Genomic DNA, 21,319 nt, shown 5'->3' on the forward strand with positions numbered 1-21,319 from the left:
CCGTCATGACCCAGATCGCCTTTATCGGCCTCGGTAACATGGGCCTGCCCATGGCCCGCAACCTGCTCAAGGCGGGCTACCCGCTGAAAGTCTTCGACCTGCAGCGCAGCGCCGTCGACACCCTGGCTGGCGAAGGTGCAGTGGCGGCCGATAGCGCCACCGATGCCATCGATCAGGCACAGGTAGTGATCAGCATGCTGCCGGCCAGTCGTCATGTGGAAGGCCTGTACCTGGGCGATGACGGCCTGCTTGCGCGGCTACCCGCCGGCACGCTGGTGATCGAGTGTTCGACCATCGCCCCGGAGTCCGCGCGCAAGGTGCACGCTGCAGCCCGCGAGCGCGGTATCGCCTTGCTCGATGCGCCGGTCTCCGGCGGCACTGGCGGCGCAGCAGCCGGCACCCTGACCTTCATGGTCGGTGGTGAAGCCCAAACGCTGGAAAAGGCCAGACCGATGCTCGCCGCCATGGGCAAGAACATCTTCCACGCCGGCCCCGACGGCGCCGGCCAGGTGGCCAAGGTGTGCAACAACCAGGTACTCGCGGTGCAGATGATCGCCACCGCCGAGGCCATGGCCATGGGCGTCGCCAACGGCCTGGAGCCGGCGGTGCTGGCCGAGATCATGCGACAGAGCTCGGGCGGCAACTGGACGCTGGAGAAGTACAACCCCTGGCCTGGGGTGATGGAAAACGCGCCAGCATCGAAGGGCTATAGCGGCGGCTTCATGGCCGAACTGATGGCCAAGGACCTCGGTCTGGCCCAGGAAACCGCCAGCCACAACGGCAACAGCGCGCCGATGGGCGCCCTGGCACTGCAGCTGTACCGCCTGCTGCTCAAACAGGGCAAAGGCAAGCAGGATTTCTCCGTAGTGCAACAGCTGTTCGTGGAATAGCGCCTACAGCCAGTGCGCATACATGCACAGTCGACCCGGCGCCAAGCCCGTAAGAGTGCGCTGTGCACACCAGCGCCGTTCTCGTGGCTGGTGCGCATGGTTCCCCCTGCCTGATGCCTATCTCACCGCTAACGCAGAGTCAGGCCGAAGGCTTCATCACCGAAATCGAAGCAGGCGAGGAAGCGACGAATCTCCAGCAGGTTGCCATCGACCTGCACATCACCGAGCAGTGCGCCTTTGACCAGGCCACCTTCGCCGGTCAGCAGCGTCTCCATGAAGCGCTTGTCCATGCTCAGGCGCAGAGCCGTGCCCTCAGGAATGCCCTTGTGCAACTGCGCGACACCACGGCGGACCTCCAGCGCCCATTGCTCGCCCACGTCGGGGAAGCTGAAGCCCAGGGTCAGCTCGACATCGCCGGCCTTCTGCGGATCGATACGCGTGACCCAATTCTGCAGGAAGCTCTGCGGAGTGAAGCTGCGCACCATGTCGGGCGATAGGAAAACCTTGCGCATCTCCACCGAGCGTTGGCGGATGACATCGCCGCCGAGCTTGCCCTCCAGCTCCATCGCACTCATCAGGTACCAGTTGCGCCAGTTGATGTTCATGCTCGCGTAGCCCAGCTTGCGGAAGCTGCGTGCCTTGATCTCGCGCGCCAGCATGTCTTCGTGGTCGACTCGGATCGCATATCCGGCCAGTTCCGCCGCCCACTGGTAGTCGCCCTTGAGGTAGGCATTGCCGGCTTCCAGCAGCAGTTTTTCGCGTCCACCAGCCAGGGCAATCAGGCGTTCGGCCTGCTGCTTGGGTGGAGTCGGGTCGAGTGCCACCGGGTCGCCCTGGAACCAGCCCAGGTAACCGTTGTAGATCTGTCGCACGCTGTGTTTCACCGTGCCGTAGTACTCGCGCAGATAAGGCGTGTAGCCGGCCAGGTGCGGCGGCAATTTGACCTTCTCCACCAACTCGTCTGGCGTCAGGCCCTTGTTCATCCAGCGCACGGTCTGGTCGTGAACGTAGGCAATGCCGTCGCGGGTCATTCGCAGCACTTCCTCGACCTTGTCCTGGCCGCTGACCGGGCGCCCATGCAGCGGCACCATGTACTCGGCCTGGTAGGCACGCAGCTTGTCCAGGCTCTCGACCCACTGCACCGGGTCGCGGAACTTGGTGCCGCGCAGTGTGTGGATGTTCGGCAGCGTCGGGCCCTGGTCGACCTCGGCGCTGATCAGCACGCGGTTGGCCGGCAGGTACAGGGTGATCTCGTCCGGCGCCTCGCTGGGCACATGTAAAAACTGCACGTCGAGGCCGGCGATGTTGGTGTCCAGGCGCTCGCCGAAAGTCACGGTCGGCGCGATGAAAGACGACGGCTCGGGCTTGGCCAACGGACCGATGCCACCGTTCATGCCCTCCTGGTCGCTGGCTGGCAGGAACGAGCCAAAGCTGTACGCCGAGCGCACACCAAGAATCGGCCCGACCAGCGCCCCCTGCGCCACCACGTTCTGCAACAGGGTCTCGTGGGCGTAGATCTGCACGTCGCCGCGCTCCACCTGCTCGCGGGTGACGAAGGCCTGCACACCGTTGATGTGATCCGGGTGGAAGTGGGTGTAGACCACGGCCTTGACCGGCTTGTCGCTGAGCTTGCGGAACTCGGCCATGATCTTGCGCGACTCGCTGACCGATTCACCGGTGTCGACGATGATCAGCCCCTGCGGCGCCTCGATCATCACCACGTTGCCCAGTTGCCAGCCGACCGCCGAATAGACGTTGTTGGCGACGCGATAGACCTGCTGGGCAAAAACCTTGGTGTGAGCCGCCAGTTCGGCGTTGATGCTGGGTTCGATACGCTCGGCCGGCAGTTCGGCAACGGCGCTCAATGGCAGGGTGGCGGCCAGCAGCAGGCCGCTGAAGCGTGAGAAGGAACTCATGGCATTGACTGTCTTGTTGTTGGAATGCTGGCAGGTTGGCAAAGGCCGACCGATAATTCCAATGCATTCGAATAGACCAGTTAATGCAGGAGGCGCATGAACGATCTACGCCAGCTCCGTCATTTCGTCGCCCTCGCCGAACATGAACACTTCGCCCGCGCCGCCGCGGCCGTTCACCTCAGCCAACCGGCGCTGAGCCGCAGCATCCAGGCGCTGGAGAGCCAACTCGGCTGCACCCTGGTGGATCGCCACAGCCGTGGCGTCAGCCTCACCGCCCATGGCCGACTGGTACTGGAACATGCGCGTCGCCTGATGGCCGGCAGCCTAGCGCTGAGCAATGCGGTCAATCAGCTGGGCAATCTGGAGGCTGGCGAATTGCGCCTCGGCGCCGGCCCTTATCCGGCCGCACGGCTGATTCCGCAGGCGCTGGGGCAGTTGCTGCAACGCTACCCGCGGGTGCAGGTGAAACTGGACATCGCCAACTGGCTGGAACTGCGCGACAGCCTGCTGGACTCGACCATCGAGCTGTTCGTCGCCGATATCCGCGAATTGCAGGACGACGCTCAATTGCGCATCGAACCGCTGCGCGTGCATCAGGGCGTACTGTTCTGCCGCCCGGCTCATCCGCTACTACAGCGGCAAAACCTGCAACTGCGCGACCTGCTCGACTTCCCGCTCGCCGGCACACAGCTGCCACAGGTGGTCGAACGCAGCCTGGGCCTGGCCAGCGGGCGAGCGCAGCTGTTGAGCGTGCAGTGCGACAACTTCCTGGTGCTCAAGCGCCTGGTGGCCGACAGCGATGTGCTGAGCATGGCGCCTTGGGACGTGATCGCCGACGAAGTCGAAAGCGGTCAGCTCACCCTGCTGCCGCTGTTGCCCCAGGGCTTGCACCAGCATTCAGCCTATGGCCTGGTCAGCCGTGCCGGCCACAGCCTGTCGCCAGCAGCGCAGGCCATGGTCGAAGCGATTCGTCGGGTAGATGAGGAAACGCCGCGTGCAGGGCACGCGGCGGATTGAAGGGAGGCTACCAGCGACGCTCGCCGCTACGACGTTGTTCGTTGTTGCTGCGCCCGTTGGAGAAACGATGCTGCGTGTTGCGGCCTGCCTCCCAGCCGCGCTGAATCTGCCCGCCGCGGTGTTCCTGACGACGCTGGTCGCGGCGATAGTCATGTCGCGGCTGCTGGTGCTTGTAGCCGTCGTGATACCGGCGATCGTGGCCGTATTGATGACGCGGCGGCGGCGCTGGCACGTAGCGCGGAGGAGCCGGGTAGTAATTATGCCGACGCTCCTCGTAGTAGTAGCGTGGCGGCGGGTAGTAATCACGCCGATAGCCGTCGTAATACCGGTAGCCATGGCCGTTGTGGTAACCACGGTCGTGGCCATCGCCATAAACGGCGCAACCGGAAAGCAGCAAGAGCACGGCGGAAAACAGCATCTTGTAGGGCATGGCGGCCTCCTGTGACCGCTGGGACGACGCCGACCGATGTCGGCCTCCGGGATGGTTATCCCTGAGGCATCAGACAGCGCTGCCCGCAACAGGTGCGATTCCCTTCGTCGGCTGTGATCGACGGCGCAAAACCACAAGAGCGCAGAGCAGTTGCCAAGCAGCTGGCATGGCATTCGCTTGCTCAGCACCGCGGAAAGCCGATCCATGCACAGGATCGTCAGTGGTAGCGAATCGCAATGGCCGACTAGGGTTCCGGCTCGTCAAACGGCGAGTGACTGGTCCGAGAGTGGGCGACCTCATGCAGCGGCGGGAAGCCGCGGGGTTACACGGCGGGACAAAAGCCCGGGAGAACGCGCAGCAAGGCTGCCGGCTTTCCCGCTTTCGTCCCTAACCCGAGGTGTCCATGTCCATTCGCTCCCTGCTCACCATTGTGCTCTGCGCCTGCCTGTTCGGCGCCCCGACCACCCAGGCCGCGCCAAAAACCTTCAAATTGTGCTGGTCGATCTTCGCCGGCTGGATGCCCTGGGGCTACGCCGCCGAACAGGGCATCGTGAAGAAGTGGGCGGACAAGTACGGCATCGACATTCAGGTGCAGGAAGTGCCGGATTATGTCGCCTCCATCGAGCGCTACACCGCCGGCCAGTTCGACGCCTGCAGCATGACCAACATGGATGCCCTGACCATTCCGGCTGCTGCCGGCAAGGACAGCACCGCGCTGATCATCGGCGACTTCTCCAACGGCGCCGACGCCCTGCTGCTGCGCGGCAGTGGCAAGCGTATTCAGGACCTCAAGGGCAAGAGCGTGCTGCTGGTGGAAAACTCGGTTTCGCATTACCTGCTCACCCGCGCACTGGAGTGGGCCCTGCTCGATGAAAACGACGTGACCATCATCAACGTCTCCGACACTGAAATCGCTGATGCCTTTCTCGCCGACAAGGGCGACGCGGTCATCACCTGGAACCCGATCCTCTCCGAGATTCGGCACAAGACCGAGGTCAGCCAGGTATTCAGCTCCAACCTGATTCCCGGAGAAATCCTCGACCTCACCGTGGTCAGCACCCAGACCCTGGCTCAGCATCCGGAATTCGGTCGCGCGCTGACCGGCGCCTGGTTCGAGACTCAGCGTCTGCTAGGCCTGCCCACCCCGGCCGGTCGTGAGGCCAGGGCCAGAATGGCAGCCGCCGCCGAAACCACGCCGGAAGACTTCGACGCCCAGCTGGGCACCCTGCGCTCGTTCTACTCACCGCGCACCGCGCTGAACTTCGCGCGTACCGGCAAGCTGCCGGACCTCATGCAACGGGTCGCACGCTTTGCCGATGCTCACGGCCTGCTGGGCAAAAGCGGCATGGGCCTGACCAACCTGGGTATCGAATTCAGTGGCGAGAAGCCGCTGGGCAACGCCCAGCGCATCCTGCTGCGTTTCAACCACGACTACATGCAGCTGGCCGCTGACGGAAAGCTCTGACAACGCCCCGACGCCCCAGCAGGCAGCACGCCACAACCAGCACGCACCACTGCGGCGCACTGGATGTTCGATACATGGATTCAGGCCGCCGTCTGGCGCGGCTCGCGGGGATGGCACGATGTTCGCTAAGAACAGGTCGTGCAGGAACAACCCGGTTCGCCGGGATCGCGGCACCACAATTTGCCAATAGCCGGCTAGGGTTCCGGCTCGCCACAGGCGAGCGACTGGTCCGAGAGCTAGCGACCTCCAGCGAGGTTACACGGCGGGACAAAAGCCCGGGAGAACGCGCCCCATCCGTGGGAACCGCCGCGAACTCCTGTCCGCCCCTGTCAAACTGGAGGTTCATCATGGGTATCCCCCACTCGCATCAGCGGCAGCCAGCCGTCACCCCCAAAGGCCCGAAACCAGCGCGCTATTGCGCTTGCTAGCTGCGCACGCATTTCGTTCCAGGCCTGACGAGGACTATCCATGCGCCTGATCAACCGCCACCCGGATCGCAGCGGCCGCCTGCTGCTGATCCTGCTGCCCTTCGCCCTGCTGCTGTTCGTCTACTTCAGCGCCTCGACCAGTCGCCTGGCCGAGAACCCCAACGACAAGCTGCTGCCCAGCGCCAGCCAGATGGTCGATGCCATCGACCGCCTGGCCTTCACCGAAGACAAACGCAGCGGCCAGTACCTGTTCTGGCAGGACACGGCTTCCAGCCTGCAGCGCCTTGGTATCGGCCTCGGTATCGCCGCTCTGCTGGGCCTGGTACTAGGCATTGCCGCCGGCAGCGTGCCGCTGTTCGGCGCACCGCTGTCGCCGCTGCTCACCGTGCTGTCGATGATTCCGCCACTGGCGATCCTGCCGATTCTGTTCATCGTCTTCGGCCTGGGCGAGCTGTCCAAGGTGATGCTGATCGTCATCGGCATCACCCCCTGCATCGCCCGCGATATCGAACAACGTGCCCGCGAGATTCCCGGCGAGCTACTGATCAAGGCGCAGACGCTCGGTGCCAACTCCTGGACGCTGATCCTGCGCCTGGTACTGCCGCAACTGATGCCGCGCCTGCTGATCTCGCTGCGCCTGATGCTCGGTTCGGCGTGGCTGTTTCTGATTGCCGCCGAGGCCATCGCCTCGACCGACGGCCTCGGTTACCGCATCTTCCTGGTCCGTCGCTACATGGCCATGGACGTGATCCTGCCCTACGTCGTGTGGATCACCCTGCTGGCCTGGCTCATGGATCTGGGCCTGCGCCAGGTGCTGCGCCTGTGCTTCCCCTGGCATGAAGGAGGCAAGGCATGACCCTGTACAGCCAACACATCGTCCCACTGAGTGAACCCGTCATGCACGACTCCAGTACGCCTCCTGCAAGCACAGGGAAACCCGCCTTTATCGAAGCGCGCAACCTGTGGCAGGAATACGGCGACCTGGTCGTGCTCGAACGCCTCAACATCAAAGTCAACGAGGGTGAGTTCTGCACCCTGGTCGGCGCCTCCGGCTGCGGCAAATCTACCTTCCTGCGCATGCTGCTCGGCCAGGAACGACCGAGCCGTGGCGAGCTGCTGCTCGGCGGCCAGGCGCTACCCAACGAGCCCGACCCGAGCCGGGGCGTGGTGTTCCAGCGCTACTCGGTATTCCCGCACCTGAGCGTACTGGACAACGTCGCCCTGGGCCTTGAGCTGCCGAAGTCGAAGCTGCTGGGCAGACTGTTCGGCGCAGCCAAACGCGAAGCTCGCGAACGCGCTGCCGAAATCCTCACCAAGGTCGGCCTCGGCCATGCCCTGAACAAGTACCCCAGCGCGCTCTCTGGTGGCATGCAGCAACGCCTGGCCATCGCCCAGGCACTGGTGATGCAACCGCGCATGCTGCTGCTCGACGAACCCTTCGGCGCCCTCGATCCCGGCATCCGCAAGGACATGCACGCGCTGCTGCTGGAGCTGTGGCAGGAGACCCGCCTGACCGTGTTCATGGTCACCCACGACCTCTCCGAAGGCTTCAGCCTCGGCACCCGCCTGCTGGTATTCGACAAGGTGCGTCACGACCCGCAGGCGCCCAACGCCTATGGCGCGCGCATCACCTACGACATCCCCCTGAACGAGACGCGCCGGGCGCAGGTGCAATTGCCCAGCGAATTGGCCGAGCGTATTGCCACCCGCTGATTGAGCGGCAATTACGGTGCGCACGGCGCACCGACTGCGCCTCCGGTCACAGAGGCGCAGCTGTAGCTTGGCTGAAATCCGGGGATCATCGGGACCGTTTTCCCGGATTGCATCCGGGCTACGGAGCCATCGTTTCGATCCAACCAAAGCGTCGCGGCTACGACTGCATGGATGCAGGAGGTAGAGCGAAGCAGGATGCCCGAGCCGAAAGCCCCTCCCACAAATCGATCAGAGACAAACCGTGGGAGGCGCTTCAGCGGCGAGCTTTTCAGCGGAGCATCACGCAAGCACCGATAGCTAGTTCAACACCTCAAGATACCGAGACAGCGTTTCGCTCTCCGCGGCAAACCAGCGCTGCGCCTCGCCGGTAGTCGGCGTGGCGAGTTCCGCACACCAATCCGGCTCCAACGTATCGATGATGAACGTCCGCACCACCGCACGGCCGTCCGGGCGTTGCAGGTGCTGACAGACGCGCCCTGCTCCAGGTAGCTCGAAGCCCTCCAGCGAAATCATCTGCCCCACCCGTGCCGGCATGGTCGACAACGCCACTTGGTAACGCCCCTGCTGATCGGCGTAAGCCAACGAAGTCTCGCAGTCGAACAACGCGGCCAAAGCCTCACCATCACCTTGCGCCAGTTCGGCGCGCTCACGCAGTTGCAACGCTGACTCGCCAGGCTCTGCTCCCCGGCCATGCACCCAGCCAAGCTGCTCGCCACAGAGAATCAGGCCACCGCCGCGTTGCAGCACCTCGCCGGTTTCAGCGTCGCATTCCTCCAGCAAACGCAGACCGATCAGCGGCCCGCTGCTAGCTTGCAAACGCCAGTCCTCGACATAGGCGCCCGTGGTACCGAACTCGATCATGCAATTGCCGATGCGCTGTAACTGCGCCGGCTCCGGCCAGCGGTTGTGCAGTTGCAGGGACACGCCACCATGCCAGCTCAGGTAGCCGTTCTCCCAAACGCTATCGGCCACCCAGCCTTCATGGTTGGCAAGCTGGCGCAGCTCGGCGGCGCCGTAGTCCTGCCAGGCCCGTACCGGCAGCGCGGGCGCATCCGGCAAGCGCAAGTCGATGGTGAAGGTGCGGCTTTGCAGCCAGTGCACCTGGGTACGCTCGTCACTGCGGCCATCGGCAAAGCTGATGGTGCGGCGGCGAAAGTGCCCGAGCATCCAGTCCGGCACGCCGCCTTCGGCGCGCTGCGGGTAACGTGCAGCCAGTTCCAGCAGGTTCATACCGTCACCTCCCGACGACCTTGGCCGAAGCTGGACAAACCCGCGGCACCATCGGGCAGTTGCAGCGAACCATCCTCCAGCCGCTCGCGCAGATAGCGGAAGGTCTGCGCGGTCTGGGCGAACAGATGATCGCCACAATTCACAGGCTCGTACACACGCTCACCGCGCGCTGGCAAGCCGGCAATCGGCGCGATGCGCGTCGGGTAGTCACAGGCGCAGAACAGCGGGAAGGCGAAACGCTCCTCGCTGACCTTGCGTACGCGGTGCGAGGTGGCGACAAAGTTGCCGTTGCTGAGCACCTCGAGCATGTCGCCGATATTGATCACGAAGGCGTCCTCCACCAGCGGCACGTCGATCCACTGGCCATCGCCGTTAAGCACCTGCAAGCCTTCGGCGGTAGGCAACAGAATGGTGAAACACTCGTAGTCGGTGTGTGCGCCGATACCGGGACGGTCGGCCACCGGATCGGGATCGAGCGGGTAATGGATCATGCGCAACTGGCTGGTGGGCTGCCGGGTGATACCGGCGAAGGTGTCCTCGGCCAACCCCAGCGCCAGGGCGAAGCCACGAAACAGCGTGTCGCCCAGTGCCAGCGCCGCCCGATAGTAGGCGCCGACCTCGCGCTTGAAGTCAGCCGAGTCCGGCCACTGCGTTGGCCCCAGCAGCGGATAGACCTGTGGCGCCGCGGTATAGTCGTAATTGACGTCGTAGGCTTCCTTGAGGTCCTTGCTGCCGCCGGCAAACTGCTCCTCGCCTTCCGGCACGTAGCCGCTGTGGTTGCTCGACTGGCCGATGTAGAAACGCATCTTCTGCTCCAGCGGGCGGGCGAAGAAACTGCGCGCCTGCTGGATCAGTCCTTCGCGCAGCTCGCGCGAAATGCCGTGCCCGGTGATCTGCAGGAAGCCGACCTCGCGAGCGGCGCGGCCCAGCTCGTCGGCAACGCGCTGACGCTGGGCAAGGTCGTCGGCATACAGCCCGGCAACATTGATCAGAGGAATGGACGTGAAGTGGGTATGCGCCATGGCAATCTCCCTTGAACAAGTGAGTTACCTGGTCGTCCAGACGAGCAGCGGGTCGGGTCGTCCCGAGGGCGGCAGCGAGGTCGCCTCTGCAACAGGGTCGATAGCGATTTCCATGCCACCGCCATAACGCCGCCAAGCGGTTATCCCACGCGCAAACTCGCCCCAGAGCAGTGCAACCAATCCCTCGCAAGCACCATCAGGCAGCGCGCAAGCGCCAGCACGTGCCGCCGCAGCGCCCAATCACGGGCCTCGGCGAGCTGGCACGCTATTCGCTACAGCTTGGGTGTGCAGGTTCTAACCGGGATTTCCCGGAATCGCGGCACCACAATTTGCGAAATGGATGACTAGGGTTCCGACTTGCCTGGCAAGTGCTGGTCCGAGAGTCATCGACCTCCAGTGAGGTTACACGGCGGGATAAAAGCCCGGGAGAACGCGCCTTTCGAACGATTCGAAACGTGCCGCGACTCCTGCCCGTACTCAACAAGACTGGAGGTTCCAAATGCGCAAGTACCGTCTGTTCTCCTTCGCCGCTGCCGGTCTGGCCGCGGTACTCAGCTTCAGCGCTCACGCCGAGAAGAAAGACAACTTCAGCGTCTGCTGGACGCTTTACGCCGGCTGGATGCCCTGGGGCCACGCCAGCACCTCCGGCATCATCGACAAATGGGCGAAGAAATACGGCATCAACATCGATGTCGTGCAGCTCAATGACTATGTCGAGTCCATCAACCAGTACAGCGTCGGCCAGTTCGACGGCTGCACCATGACCAACATGGACGCCCTGACCATCCCTGCCGCCGGTGGCGTGGACAGCACCGCGCTGATCGTCGGTGATTACTCCAACGGCAACGACGGCCTGCTGATCAAGGGCGAGGGCAAGACCCTGGCCGATCTCAAAGGCATGCGCGTCAACCTGGTGGAACTCTCGGTCTCCCACTACTTCCTCGCCCGCGCCCTGGAAACCGCAGGCATGAGCGAGCGCGACGTGACGGTGGTGAACACCTCCGACGCCGACATCATCGCCGCCTACACCACCCCCAGCGTGCAGGCCGCTGCGACCTGGAACCCGATGCTCGCCGAGATCAAGGCTCAGCCAGGCAGCACTGAGGTGTTCGACTCGTCGAAGATCCCCGGTGAAATCCTCGACATGATGGTGGTCAACACCCAGACCCTGAAGGACAACCCGGACTTCGGCAAAGCCCTGGTCGGCGCCTGGTTCGAGATTCTCGAACTGATGCAGGCCGGCACCCCGGAAGCCACCGACGCCCTGACCGAAATGGCCAAGGCCTCCGGCACCGACCTGGCCGGCTACCAGTCGCAACTGGCGACCACCAAACTGTTCTACACGCCGAAGGAAACCCTGGACTTCGTCACCAGCCCGGCCCTGCCGGAGACCATGACCAAGGTCGCCAACTTCAGCTTCGAACACGGCATCCTCGGTGAAGGTGCGCGCAGCGCAGACGCCATCGGCATGACCTTCGCGGGCGACGTGACAACCGGCGACAGCGCCAACATCAAGCTGCGTTTCGACCCGAGCTACGTACAAATGGCCGTCGACGGCAAGCTCTGACGGGCAACTCTAAAAACTACCTGCGTTGCCATCACTGCGTTAAAAACAGGCTCAAAATGCTCATTTACTACTCGTAAACTCCGCTTTTTCGCCTGTTTTTGCCTTGTGCTGACTGCCTCGCCAACGTTTTTAGAGCCGCCCTAAACCAAACGTATCGCAACGATGATCAGGCGCCCCTGCCGGCGCCTGACGACCAGGCTTTGATCTCGAGGTACCCATGACTACTGCCCTCACCCTGCGCCCCGCTCTCTATGAGGAAACCGTCCCCGGCGGCGGCCACACCTCATTCATCCTCAAGCGCGGACAGCTGCTGCGCATTACCGATATCGAGGGTGGCGCCAACGTCAGCCTGCTGCTGTTCAATGCCGCCGAGAAAAGCGAGCGCCTGAACCTACCCGACACCCTCAAGGGCCAGCACACCGCCAAGCTCACCGCCGGCCACTGCCTGTATTCGGACATGGGCAAGGTGCTGGCGGCCATCACCGCTGACACCTGCGGTTGGCACGACAGCTTCGGCGGCGTGTTGAACGCCGACGAAGTGCTGGAGAAATACGGCCAGGGCCGCTACCAGGAACTGCGCAACGGCTTCTTCCGCAACGGCATGGACAACCTGCTGGTGGAGATGGGCAAGTGGGACCTGAACCTGCTCGACCTGCTGATGAACCTCAATCTGTTCAGCCGCGTGGATGTCGACGCAAACGGCGCCTTCCACTTCCAACCCAATAACAGCAAGGCCGGCGACTACATCGAGCTGTACGCGCCGATGGACACCCTGGTAGTGCTCACCGCCCTGCAACACCCGATGGACCCGAACCCGCAGTACGCACCCAAACCGGTGCAACTGACCTGGAGCAAGGTCGACAGCGACGGCATCACCGTGCTCTGCCGCACCTCGCGCCCGGAGAACAGCCGCGGCTTCCACAACACCGAACGCCAGTACATTTGAGGGTGCCGACATGAGCCTGACCGCAAGCAACCTGCATCCCGAAACCGCCACGTTCCGCCACACCATCCCGGCGGGCGAACCCTACCTGTTCGAGGTCAAGGCCGGGCAGACCCTGCGCCTGCACGACCTGGAAGGCAACCAGGCGATCGACACCCTGTTCTTCGCCGCGAAAAACCCGCGCGAGCGCTTCGACCCACAGCGCACCCTGCGCAAGCAGAACAACGTCTACCTGACCACCGGCACGGTGCTCTACTCCAACCTGGGCAAACCGCTGCTGACCATCGTCGCCGACACCTGCGGTCGCCACGACACCCTCGGCGGCGCCTGCGCGCAGGAGAGCAACACCGTGCGCTACGCCCTGGACAAACGCTACATGCACAGCTGCCGCGACAACTTCCTGCGCGCCAGCCTGCACGACGGCCGCCTGAGCAAGCGCGACATCGGCGCCAACATCAACTTCTTCATGAACGTTCCCGTAACGCCGGAGGGCGGCCTGACCTTTGAGGACGGCATCTCCGCACCCGGCAAGTACGTGGAGCTGAAAGCCGAGACCGATGTGATCGTGCTGATCTCCAATTGCCCGCAGTTGAACAACCCCTGCAACGGCTGGAACCCGACGCCGGCCGAAGTGCTGGTGTGGAACTGACGTAGGGCGGGTGAAACCCGCCAAGGCCCGGCGGGTTTCACCCGCCCTACAAAATTTGTCCCCAGCACGCACAACACGCATCACCGGACTTTTCACCACGGACGACCGTGGCACATGACGAATGACGGCGGGACGGCCCGCCATGACCTTCGAGGGTCACCCTGATGTTCGACAAACTCCTGATCGCCAACCGTGGCGCCATCGCCTGCCGCATCCTGCGCACCCTGCGTGAGCTGAACGTCGGCGGCGTCGCCGTCTACTCCGAAGCCGACGCCGCCAGCCTGCATATCCAGCAGGCCGCTGAAGCCTTCTCGCTCGGCGACGGCCCGGCCGCACAGACCTATCTGGTGGTCGACAAGATTCTCGCCGTCGCCAAACAGACTGGCGCTAAAGCCATCCACCCAGGATACGGTTTTCTCTCCGAAAACGCCGCCTTCGCCGAAGCCTGTGAAGCCGCCGGTATCGCCTTCGTCGGCCCGACGCCAGAGCAACTGCGCGTATTTGGCCTCAAGCACACCGCCCGCGCCCTGGCCAAACAACACGGCGTGCCGATGCTTGAAGGCACCGAACTGCTGGAAAACCTCGACGCCGCGCTGGTCGCTGGCGAGCAGGTCGGCTACCCGGTGATGCTGAAAAGTACCGCCGGTGGTGGCGGTATCGGCATGCGCGTCTGCCGCTCGGCAGAGGAACTGAGCGACGCCTTCGAGGCAGTCAAACGCCTGGGCCAGAACAACTTCAGCGACAGCGGCGTCTTCATCGAGAAGTACATCCAGCGTGCCCGCCATCTGGAAGTGCAGGTGTTCGGCGATGGCCAGGGCGAGGTGCTCGCCCTCGGCGTGCGCGACTGCTCGGTGCAGCGGCGCAACCAGAAGGTGCTGGAAGAAACCCCGGCACCGAACCTGCCGGCCGGCATGAATGAGGCGCTGTGCTCGGCGGCGATCAAGCTGGCCAGGGCGGTCAATTACCGTAGCGCCGGCACCGTCGAATTCGTTTACGACAGCGAGGCCGAGCGCTTCTATTTTCTGGAAGTGAACACCCGCCTGCAGGTCGAACACGGCGTTACCGAACAGGTATGGGGCGTCGACCTGGTGCGCTGGATGATCGAACTGGCGGCTGGCGATCTGCCGCCGCTGAGCGAGCTGGCCAAAGCACTCAAACCATCCGGCCATGCCATTCAGGCGCGGCTGTACGCCGAAGACCCGGGCCGCGATTTCCAGCCCAGCCCCGGCCTGCTCACCGCCGTGCAGTTTCCTGCAGCCGACGGCAAGGCCCTGCGCATCGACACCTGGGTCGAAGCCGGCTGCGAAATTCCGCCCTACTTCGACCCGATGATCGCCAAGCTAATCACCTGGGCACCAAGCCGCGAAGAGGCCTCCAAAGCGCTGGACCAGGCCCTGGCCGACTCCGTGCTGTACGGCGTGGAATGCAACCGCGACTACCTGCGCCAGATCCTCAGCGACGCGCCTTTCGCCAGCGGTTCGCCATGGACGCGCTGCCTGGAGAATCTCGCCTACCAGGCGACCACCTTCGAAGTGCTCAGCGCCGGCACCCAGACCAGCGTGCAGGACTTCCCCGGCCGCCTCGGCTACTGGGCCGTCGGCGTGCCGCCGTCCGGGCCGATGGACGACCGCGCCCTGCGCCTGGGCAATCGCCTGCTCGGCAATGACGAGGGCGCCGCCGCGCTGGAAATCACCATGAGCGGCCCGCTGCTGCGCTTCAACACCGATGCCGTGATCGCGGTGACTGGCGCCGAGATTCCACTGAGCATCGATGGCGTGGAACAGCCAATGAACACCGCGCTGCTGATCGCAGCCGGCAGCACCCTAACCCTTGGCACCATCGCAGGCAGTGGTGCGCGCAGCTACCTGAGCATTCGCGGCGGCATCCAGGTACCGGATTACCTGGGCAGCAAGAGCACCTTCACCCTCGGCCAGTTCGGCGGCCACGGCGGCCGCGCGCTGCGTGCCGGCGACGTGCTGCACCTGCTGCCGCTGAGCGACACCAGCAGCGGCGCGCAACTGCCCGCAGAACTCTGCCCCGCTTTGCCGGCCGTGCGTGAACTACGGGTGATCTACGGCCCGCACGGCGCGCCGGAATACTTCACGCCCGGCTATGTCGACATCTTCCTCGCCACCGACTGGGAAGTGCACTTCAACTCCAGCCGCACCGGCGTACGCCTGATCGGGCCGAAACCGGAATGGGTGCGCGACAGCGGCGGCGAAGCCGGCCTGCACCCCTCCAACATCCACGACAACCCCTACGCCATCGGCGCGGTGGATTTTACCGGCGACATGCCGGTGATCCTCGGCCCGGATGGCCCCAGCCTCGGTGGCTTCGTCTGCCTGGTAACCATCATCGAAGCCGACCTGTGGCAGCTCGGCCAACTCAAGGCCGGCGACAAGGTGCGCTTCGTGCCGGTGGATATCGCCACGGCGCGGGAGTTGGCGCAAAGCAATGCACGTGAATACGCAGAACTCACGCTTGTCTCCCCTCTCCCGCTTGCGGGAGAGGGGCCGGGGGAGAGGGTTCTTGAAAACGCCCAAAGCCCCTCTCCCCAACCCTCTCCCATAAATGGGAGAGGGAGCCGTTCGGTGTTGGCTTCCCCCATCGTCCTCGACATCGGCCATGCCGATACCCGTCTGGTCGCACGCCTGTCCGGCGACACCCACCTACTGCTGGAAATCGGTGCGCCAGAACTCGACCTGGTGCTGCGCTTCCGTGGCCATGCGCTGATGCAGGCACTGGAGGCCAAGCAACTGGACGGCGTGATCGACCTCACCCCCGGCATCCGCTCGCTGCAAGTGCACTACCAGCCGGAAACCCTGACCCTGCAGACGCTGCTCGACATCGTCGCGGGCGAGTGGGACGCCGTCTGCGCCGCGCGCGACCTAAAAGTACCCTCGCGCATCGTCCACCTGCCGCTGTCCTGGGACGACCCGGCCTGCCAGCTGGCAATAGAAAAATACATGACCACCGTGCGCAAGGACGCCCCCTGGTGCCCGAGCAACCTGGAGTTCATTCGCCGCATCAATGACCTGCCGAACCTCGATGAGGTGTATCGCACCGTGTTCGACGCCAGCTACCTGGTCATGGGCCTGGGCGATGTCTACCTCGGCGCGCCAGTGGCCACACCGCTCGACCCGCGCCACCGCCTGGTCACCACCAAGTACAACCCGGCGCGCACCTGGACGGCGGAAAACTCCGTCGGCATCGGCGGCGCCTACATGTGCGTGTACGGCATGGAAGGCCCCGGCGGCTACCAGTTCGTCGGCCGCACCCTGCAGATGTGGAACCGCTACCGCGCGGTCGAAGCCTTCGACGGCAAGCCCTGGCTGCTGCGCTTCTTCGACCAGATCCGCTTCTACCCGGTATCAGCTGACGAACTGCTACGCATCCGCCGCGACTTCCCGCTGGGCCGCTACCCGCTGCGCATCGAACAGAGCGAACTGGCCATGGCTGACTACCAACAGTTTCTCGATGACGAAGCCGAGGGCATCGCCGCCTTCCGCCAGCAGCAGCGCGCCGCCTTCGACGCCGAACGCCAACGCTGGATCGACAGCGGCCAGGCGCACTTCGAAGTCGAGGAAGCAGCCCCCGAGCAGGGTGAGGATGCCCCGCTCGACGCCGGCCAGCACGCCATCGAAAGCCATATCGCCGGTAACCTCTGGCAGGTGCAGGTAGAGCCCGGCGCGCAAGTGCAGGCTGGTGACGTGCTGGTGATCCTCGAGTCGATGAAGATGGAGATTCCGCTGACCGCGCCAATAGCCGGTACCGTACGCGAAGTGCGTGTGCAACCGGGCTCGCCGGTACGTGCCGGACAGCGTGTGGTGGTACTGGAAGAAGCCTGAAACGCTCGCAGCTGAAGCGCCTCCTACAGGGTCCGCGAACATCCTGTAGGAGCGGCTGGGCGGCATTCCGCTTCAGCCGCGATCCACACCAACACCGACTCCCTGTGGGAGGGGCTTCAGCCGCGACAGCTTTATGCTCCACCGCAATACCCAAAAAAACCAATCGCGGATAAATCCGCTCCTACAGTCCGTGGCCCGGATGAAATCCCGGCCACATAACTGCGCCAATTGTGATCACAACTGGCGCTATCCCCTCCCGGCAAGCTAGCATCACGCCATCAACCCGCTCCCGGATTCACCCATGTCCCTGCGCCCCAAACGGCACACGCAAACCTCGTTGGTGTTACTGCTCCTGTTCCTGCTCGGTAGCGGCTTTCTCACCACTTCGCTGCTGAGCTACTACGCCTCGCGCGACTCCATTCGCAACAGCATCATCAACACCGAACTGCCGCTGACCTCCGACACCGTCTATTCGGAAATCCAGAAGGACCTGGTGCGTCCCATCCTCATCTCCTCGATGATGGCCCGCGACACCTTCCTGCGTGACTGGGTGCTGGCCGGTGAACAGGACACCGGGCAGATGACCCGCTACCTGCGTGAAGTGCAGGAGCACTATGGCGCCTTCACCAGCTTCTTCGTCTCCGACAAGACCAGCACCTACTACCAGGCCAAGGGCGTGCTCAAGCAGGTCAAGCCGGAAGAACCGCGCGATGTCTGGTACTACCGCGTGCGCATGCTGCCCGAGCCCTACGAGATCAATGTCGACGTCGACATGGCCAACGCCGACCGCCTGACCATCTTCATCAACTACAAGGTGTTCGACTACGACGGCAGCTTCATCGGCGCCACCGGCGTCGGCCTGGCGGTCGATGCCGTGGTCAAGTTGATCGACGAGTACCAGGCGCGCTACGAACGCAGCGTCTACTTCGTCGACACCACCGGGCGCATCACCCTCACCGGCGCCCAGGGCGGGCCAATGGGTGCCCGGGTCGGCGATTCGCTGGCCGATGTGCCCGGCCTCGACGGCCTGATGGCAAAATTGCCCACGCCACAAAGCGGCCAGTTCGAATACCAGGAACAGGGCCGCGAGCACTTCCTCAACGTGCGCTACATCCCCGAACTGGAGTGGTACCTGTTCGTCGACAAGCAGGACAAGGCCCTGGCCGGCATCCGCCAGGGGCTCTACATCAACCTGCTGCTGTGCCTGCTGGTCACCGCCATCGTGCTGACCCTGGTGAGCCTGGCGATTCGTCGCTACCAGCAGCGCATCGCCGCCCTGGCCACGACTGACAGCCTCACCGAACTGCCCAACCGCCGTGGCTTCGACATCCTCGCCGAACAGGCCCTGCAGGAAGCGCAGCGCGACAGCAGCCCGCTGTGCGCCGTGCTGCTGGACCTCGACAACTTCAAACTGATCAACGACCAGCACGGCCACCTCGCCGGCGACCAGGTGCTGCATGACTTCGCCCAGCAACTACGCGGCACGCTGCGCCAGGCCGACATTCTCTGCCGCTGGGGTGGCGAGGAATTCATCCTGCTGCTGAAGAACACCGACCGCCAGGCCGCCTACGATCTGGCCGAGAAGCTGCGCCAGCAATGCGCCGAACAGCGCTATGACGTCGAAGGCCAGAGCCTGCAGGTCACCGTCAGCCTTGGCCTCAGCCAATGGCACGCTGGCGAGAGCCTGCACACCCTGCTCGGCCGCACCGACCGCGCGCTGTACCGCGCCAAGCAGGCGGGGCGCGACCGCGTTTGCGTCGACAGCTGATGGACACGCAACACTGCCCGCTATGCGGCAACAGCAACCAGTGCAGCGTCGCCGCCGGGCGTGATGAACCCTGCTGGTGCTTCGACGCGCAAATCGACCCTGCCGCACTGCAGCGCCTGACGCCCGAGCAACGCAACCAGGCCTGCCTGTGCCCGGCCTGTGCTGGTGCGCTGAAGGCCACTGAGCCTCGCGAGCGCGATTGAGCCATGCGCCTGGATCGCTTCCTCAGCAACTTCCCCCGCTTCAGCCGCCAGGACAGCCGCCTGCTGATCAGCGCCGGCCGCCTGCGTGTGGACGGCGCCGTGGTACACGACCCGCGCCATGAGGTGCGCGACTTTCAGCGTGTCGAGCTGGATGACGAACTGCTGCAAGCCGGGCGCAGCGCGCGCTACTGGATGCTGCACAAACCGGTCGGCGTGGTCAGCGCCACCGAGCACGACGAACACCGCACCGTCCTCGACCTGCTGAACGAGCCGGACAAACACGACCTGCACCTGGCCGGGCGCCTCGATCTGAACACCAGCGGCCTGCTGCTGATCACCAACGACGGGCGCTGGTCGCGGCGCATCACCCAGCCGCAGCAGCGCAAGCCCAAGGTCTACCACGTCACCACCGAACAGCCGATCACCGCCGAATACGCCGAGGTCTTCGCCCAAGGCCTGTACTTCGCCTTCGAAGACCTCACCACCCTGCCCGCCCAGCTCGATGTATTGAGCAGCCACCAAGCCCGGCTGACCCTGTTCGAAGGCCGTTACCATCAGGTCAAGCGTATGTTCGGCCACTTCCGCAATCGCGTTGTCACCCTGCACCGCGAAAGCATGGGCGAAATCGTCCTCGACCCACAGCTCGCCCCCGGCCAATACCGCGCACTGACGGATGCGGAAATCGCCAGCGTTTGATCGTCGCCCTGCGTCTGAATCTGACTACCCGACCAACGGCATCGCCAATCGGCTACAAAGATGTGACTCACCCTTGCGTGGCTGCAAGGTAACTGCTTGAATCGAACCATAAGTCTTCAGGTGACCAGTCGGTCACAGAAAGACAGTAAAGTGTTTTTTCGGTTGATGGTGCTCTGCGCCGACTGGATTCCTGCCTGGTAACACCGCCCTCTCCAAGGCCCTGAAAAAGCCTGGAGCGCTCGCCTGTTTCGATCCTAACTGATTGAAATTCCTATACTTATAAAAATCTCCAGCCTGACATCATGCTGTCACGCTCAGGCGCTTTTCTAACTGCTCATTCCAGCGCGAACGGTCGCCCGCTCGCCTTGCTCACTTGCGCCAGGAGGAAACGACATGAGGCCAGAAACCGCAGTCGTCGAGATCAACAGGAAGCACAACGTACACACGGAGTTCTACGGCAATCCGGCAGCAAGCAAGACCATCATCCTGGTCAACGGCTCTCTGGCGACCACCGCCTCGTTCGCGCAAACGATCAAATACCTGCAGCCGCAGTTCAACGTGGTGGCTTTCGACCTGCCCTATGCCGGCCAGTCGAAGCCCTACAACAGCGACTTCACGCCCATCAGCAAGGAAGACGAAGCGGCGATCCTGCTGCACCTGATCGACCTCTACGGTGCCAACTACCTGATGTCCTTCTCCTGGGGCGGTGTCGCCTCCATGCTCGCCCTGGCCCAACGCCCGGCGACGCTGGAGAAGGCCGCCATCTGCTCCTTCTCGCCTATCCTCAACGTGCCGATGCTCGACTACCTGCACAAGGGCCTGCGCTTCTTGAACGCAGTGGATCGCGACAACGTCGCCCTGCTGGTCAACAGCACCATCGGCAAGCACCTGCCGTCGCTGTTCAAGCGCTTCAACCACAAGCACGTCAGCACCCTGGATGAACACGAATACCGGCAGATGTACGCGCACATCAAACAGGTGCTGAGCATGGAGGCGCACTGCAGCATGGAATGCCTGCAGGCCATCGACATCCCGCTGATATTCGTCAACGGCGACCGTGACGAATACACCTCGGTGGAAGACGCCTGCCTATTCGCCCAGCACATCGACCACGCCCAGTTCGCCGTGATCGACGATGCCGGCCACTTCCTCGACATGGAACACAAGGCCGCCTGGCTGCAGAGCCAACGCGTACTGCTGGACTTCTTCAACGCCCCCAGCAAACGCCTGCAACTGCCAGTCAAAGGCGACCTGCGCGACCTCCAGGCCATGGCGGTATGACGGGCACCGAGCGCGGAGCGGATGCGTCTATCGCCCTGCTCCGCGCTTTATTCTCAGATCGAGTTCCGGTATAAAGGCACCCGCTGCGGGTGTCGTATAATGGTAATACCCTAGCTTCCCAAGCTAGAGCCGTGGGTTCGATTCCCATCACCCGCTCCAGACAGCCTATAAAAAGCCCCGTCATCACTGACGGGGCTTTTTCGTTTCTAGCGTTTGAAGGGCTTGACCGCAAGGGTTTGAGCCGGGAAAGATG

17 protein-coding genes, 1 tRNA gene and 3 riboswitches are annotated in these 21,319 nt (G+C 63.8%); of the genes, 14 read left to right on the forward strand and 4 right to left on the reverse strand.

All coding sequences use genetic code 11. The features are described from left to right. The first annotated feature begins 5 nt into the window (after window positions 1-5). Window positions 6-890 (forward strand): 3-hydroxyisobutyrate dehydrogenase, encoded by an 885-nt coding sequence (gene mmsB, locus CDO35_RS00690; protein WP_099522120.1) that lies wholly within the window; start codon window positions 6-8, stop codon window positions 888-890. Window positions 891-1,018: 128 nt separating this feature from the next. On the opposite strand, the gene CDO35_RS00695 is transcribed toward mmsB, so the two are convergent. After that, window positions 1,019-2,806, reverse strand: coding sequence for an alkyl/aryl-sulfatase (locus tag CDO35_RS00695; protein WP_099522121.1), 1,788 nt, complete (start codon window positions 2,804-2,806; stop codon window positions 1,019-1,021). Window positions 2,807-2,902: 96 nt separating this feature from the next. Between CDO35_RS00695 and CDO35_RS00700 the strand changes: the two genes are divergently transcribed. After that, window positions 2,903-3,823, forward strand: coding sequence for a LysR family transcriptional regulator (locus CDO35_RS00700; RefSeq protein WP_099522122.1), 921 nt, complete (start codon window positions 2,903-2,905; stop codon window positions 3,821-3,823). A 7-nt stretch (window positions 3,824-3,830) separates the two neighbouring features. Here CDO35_RS00700 and CDO35_RS00705 read toward each other — a convergent pair whose 3' ends face one another. Beyond that, entirely contained in the window at window positions 3,831-4,253 is a 423-nt protein-coding gene (locus CDO35_RS00705) for a hypothetical protein (RefSeq protein WP_099522123.1), read from the reverse strand. A 233-nt stretch (window positions 4,254-4,486) separates the two neighbouring features. Further along, window positions 4,487-4,604: riboswitch (guanidine-I (ykkC/yxkD leader) on the forward strand. Window positions 4,605-4,656: 52 nt separating this feature from the next. Between CDO35_RS00705 and CDO35_RS00710 the strand changes: the two genes are divergently transcribed. The 3 genes from CDO35_RS00710 to CDO35_RS00720 all read left to right on the forward strand — a co-directional run bounded on the left by CDO35_RS00710 (window position 4,657) and on the right by CDO35_RS00720 (window position 7,859). Beyond that, the gene (locus CDO35_RS00710; RefSeq protein ID WP_099522124.1) at window positions 4,657-5,718 is read left to right on the forward strand and encodes a putative urea ABC transporter substrate-binding protein; all 1,062 of its coding nucleotides are present in this window, start codon (window positions 4,657-4,659) and stop codon (window positions 5,716-5,718) included. Between the two features lie 183 nt (window positions 5,719-5,901). After that, a riboswitch (guanidine-I (ykkC/yxkD leader) is annotated at window positions 5,902-6,002 on the forward strand. A 184-nt stretch (window positions 6,003-6,186) separates the two neighbouring features. Then, the gene (locus tag CDO35_RS00715; RefSeq protein WP_059391937.1) at window positions 6,187-7,002 is read left to right on the forward strand and encodes an ABC transporter permease; all 816 of its coding nucleotides are present in this window, start codon (window positions 6,187-6,189) and stop codon (window positions 7,000-7,002) included. 41 nt (window positions 7,003-7,043) lie between these two features. Next, complete coding sequence (locus tag CDO35_RS00720; protein WP_099522950.1) at window positions 7,044-7,859, forward strand: ABC transporter ATP-binding protein; 816 nt, start codon at window positions 7,044-7,046, stop codon at window positions 7,857-7,859. 297 nt (window positions 7,860-8,156) lie between these two features. Here the strand turns inward: CDO35_RS00720 and CDO35_RS00725 are convergent, their stop codons facing one another. After that, the gene (locus CDO35_RS00725) at window positions 8,157-9,089 is read right to left on the reverse strand and encodes a hypothetical protein (protein ID WP_099522125.1); all 933 of its coding nucleotides are present in this window, start codon (window positions 9,087-9,089) and stop codon (window positions 8,157-8,159) included. Next, entirely contained in the window at window positions 9,086-10,111 is a 1,026-nt protein-coding gene (locus tag CDO35_RS00730) for an isopenicillin N synthase family dioxygenase (RefSeq protein ID WP_099522126.1), read from the reverse strand. Before CDO35_RS00730 ends, CDO35_RS00725 begins: the two co-directional genes overlap by 4 nt. Before the next feature lie 333 nt (window positions 10,112-10,444). After that, window positions 10,445-10,542: riboswitch (guanidine-I (ykkC/yxkD leader) on the forward strand. A gap of 68 nt (window positions 10,543-10,610) precedes the next feature. Between CDO35_RS00730 and CDO35_RS00735 the strand changes: the two genes are divergently transcribed. The 9 genes from CDO35_RS00735 to CDO35_RS00780 all read left to right on the forward strand — a co-directional run bounded on the left by CDO35_RS00735 (window position 10,611) and on the right by CDO35_RS00780 (window position 21,225). Continuing rightward, window positions 10,611-11,678, forward strand: a complete 1,068-nt coding sequence (locus CDO35_RS00735) for a putative urea ABC transporter substrate-binding protein (RefSeq protein ID WP_099522127.1) — start codon at window positions 10,611-10,613, stop codon at window positions 11,676-11,678. Window positions 11,679-11,895: 217 nt separating this feature from the next. Then, entirely contained in the window at window positions 11,896-12,624 is a 729-nt protein-coding gene (locus tag CDO35_RS00745) for an urea amidolyase associated protein UAAP1 (RefSeq protein ID WP_099522128.1), read from the forward strand. Between the two features lie 10 nt (window positions 12,625-12,634). Next, window positions 12,635-13,270 carry an urea amidolyase associated protein UAAP2 gene (locus CDO35_RS00750; RefSeq protein WP_099522129.1) on the forward strand — a complete coding sequence of 212 codons (636 nt, stop codon included), beginning with the start codon at window positions 12,635-12,637 and terminating at the stop codon, window positions 13,268-13,270. 164 nt (window positions 13,271-13,434) lie between these two features. Further along, the gene (gene uca / locus CDO35_RS00755) at window positions 13,435-17,118 is read left to right on the forward strand and encodes an urea carboxylase (RefSeq protein WP_099522130.1); all 3,684 of its coding nucleotides are present in this window, start codon (window positions 13,435-13,437) and stop codon (window positions 17,116-17,118) included. 301 nt (window positions 17,119-17,419) lie between these two features. Next, window positions 17,420-18,886 carry a sensor domain-containing diguanylate cyclase gene (locus tag CDO35_RS00760; RefSeq protein ID WP_099522131.1) on the forward strand — a complete coding sequence of 489 codons (1,467 nt, stop codon included), beginning with the start codon at window positions 17,420-17,422 and terminating at the stop codon, window positions 18,884-18,886. Beyond that, window positions 18,886-19,089, forward strand: coding sequence for a cysteine-rich CWC family protein (locus CDO35_RS00765; protein ID WP_099522132.1), 204 nt, complete (start codon window positions 18,886-18,888; stop codon window positions 19,087-19,089). The genes CDO35_RS00760 and CDO35_RS00765 overlap by 1 nt, the downstream gene beginning before the upstream one ends. Window positions 19,090-19,092: 3 nt before the next feature. Continuing rightward, window positions 19,093-19,785, forward strand: coding sequence for a pseudouridine synthase (locus CDO35_RS00770; RefSeq protein ID WP_099522133.1), 693 nt, complete (start codon window positions 19,093-19,095; stop codon window positions 19,783-19,785). Window positions 19,786-20,178: 393 nt separating this feature from the next. Beyond that, on the forward strand, window positions 20,179-21,066 hold the full coding sequence (locus CDO35_RS00775) for an alpha/beta fold hydrolase (protein WP_099522134.1): 888 nt from the start codon (window positions 20,179-20,181) through the stop codon (window positions 21,064-21,066). An 85-nt stretch (window positions 21,067-21,151) separates the two neighbouring features. Then, window positions 21,152-21,225, forward strand: a tRNA-Gly gene (locus CDO35_RS00780). The last annotated feature ends 94 nt before the right edge of the window (window positions 21,226-21,319 follow it).

Origin of the sequence: Pseudomonas sediminis, assembly GCF_002741105.1 — a bacterium.
In the GTDB taxonomy this organism is placed as follows: domain Bacteria; phylum Pseudomonadota; class Gammaproteobacteria; order Pseudomonadales; family Pseudomonadaceae; genus Aquipseudomonas; species Aquipseudomonas sediminis.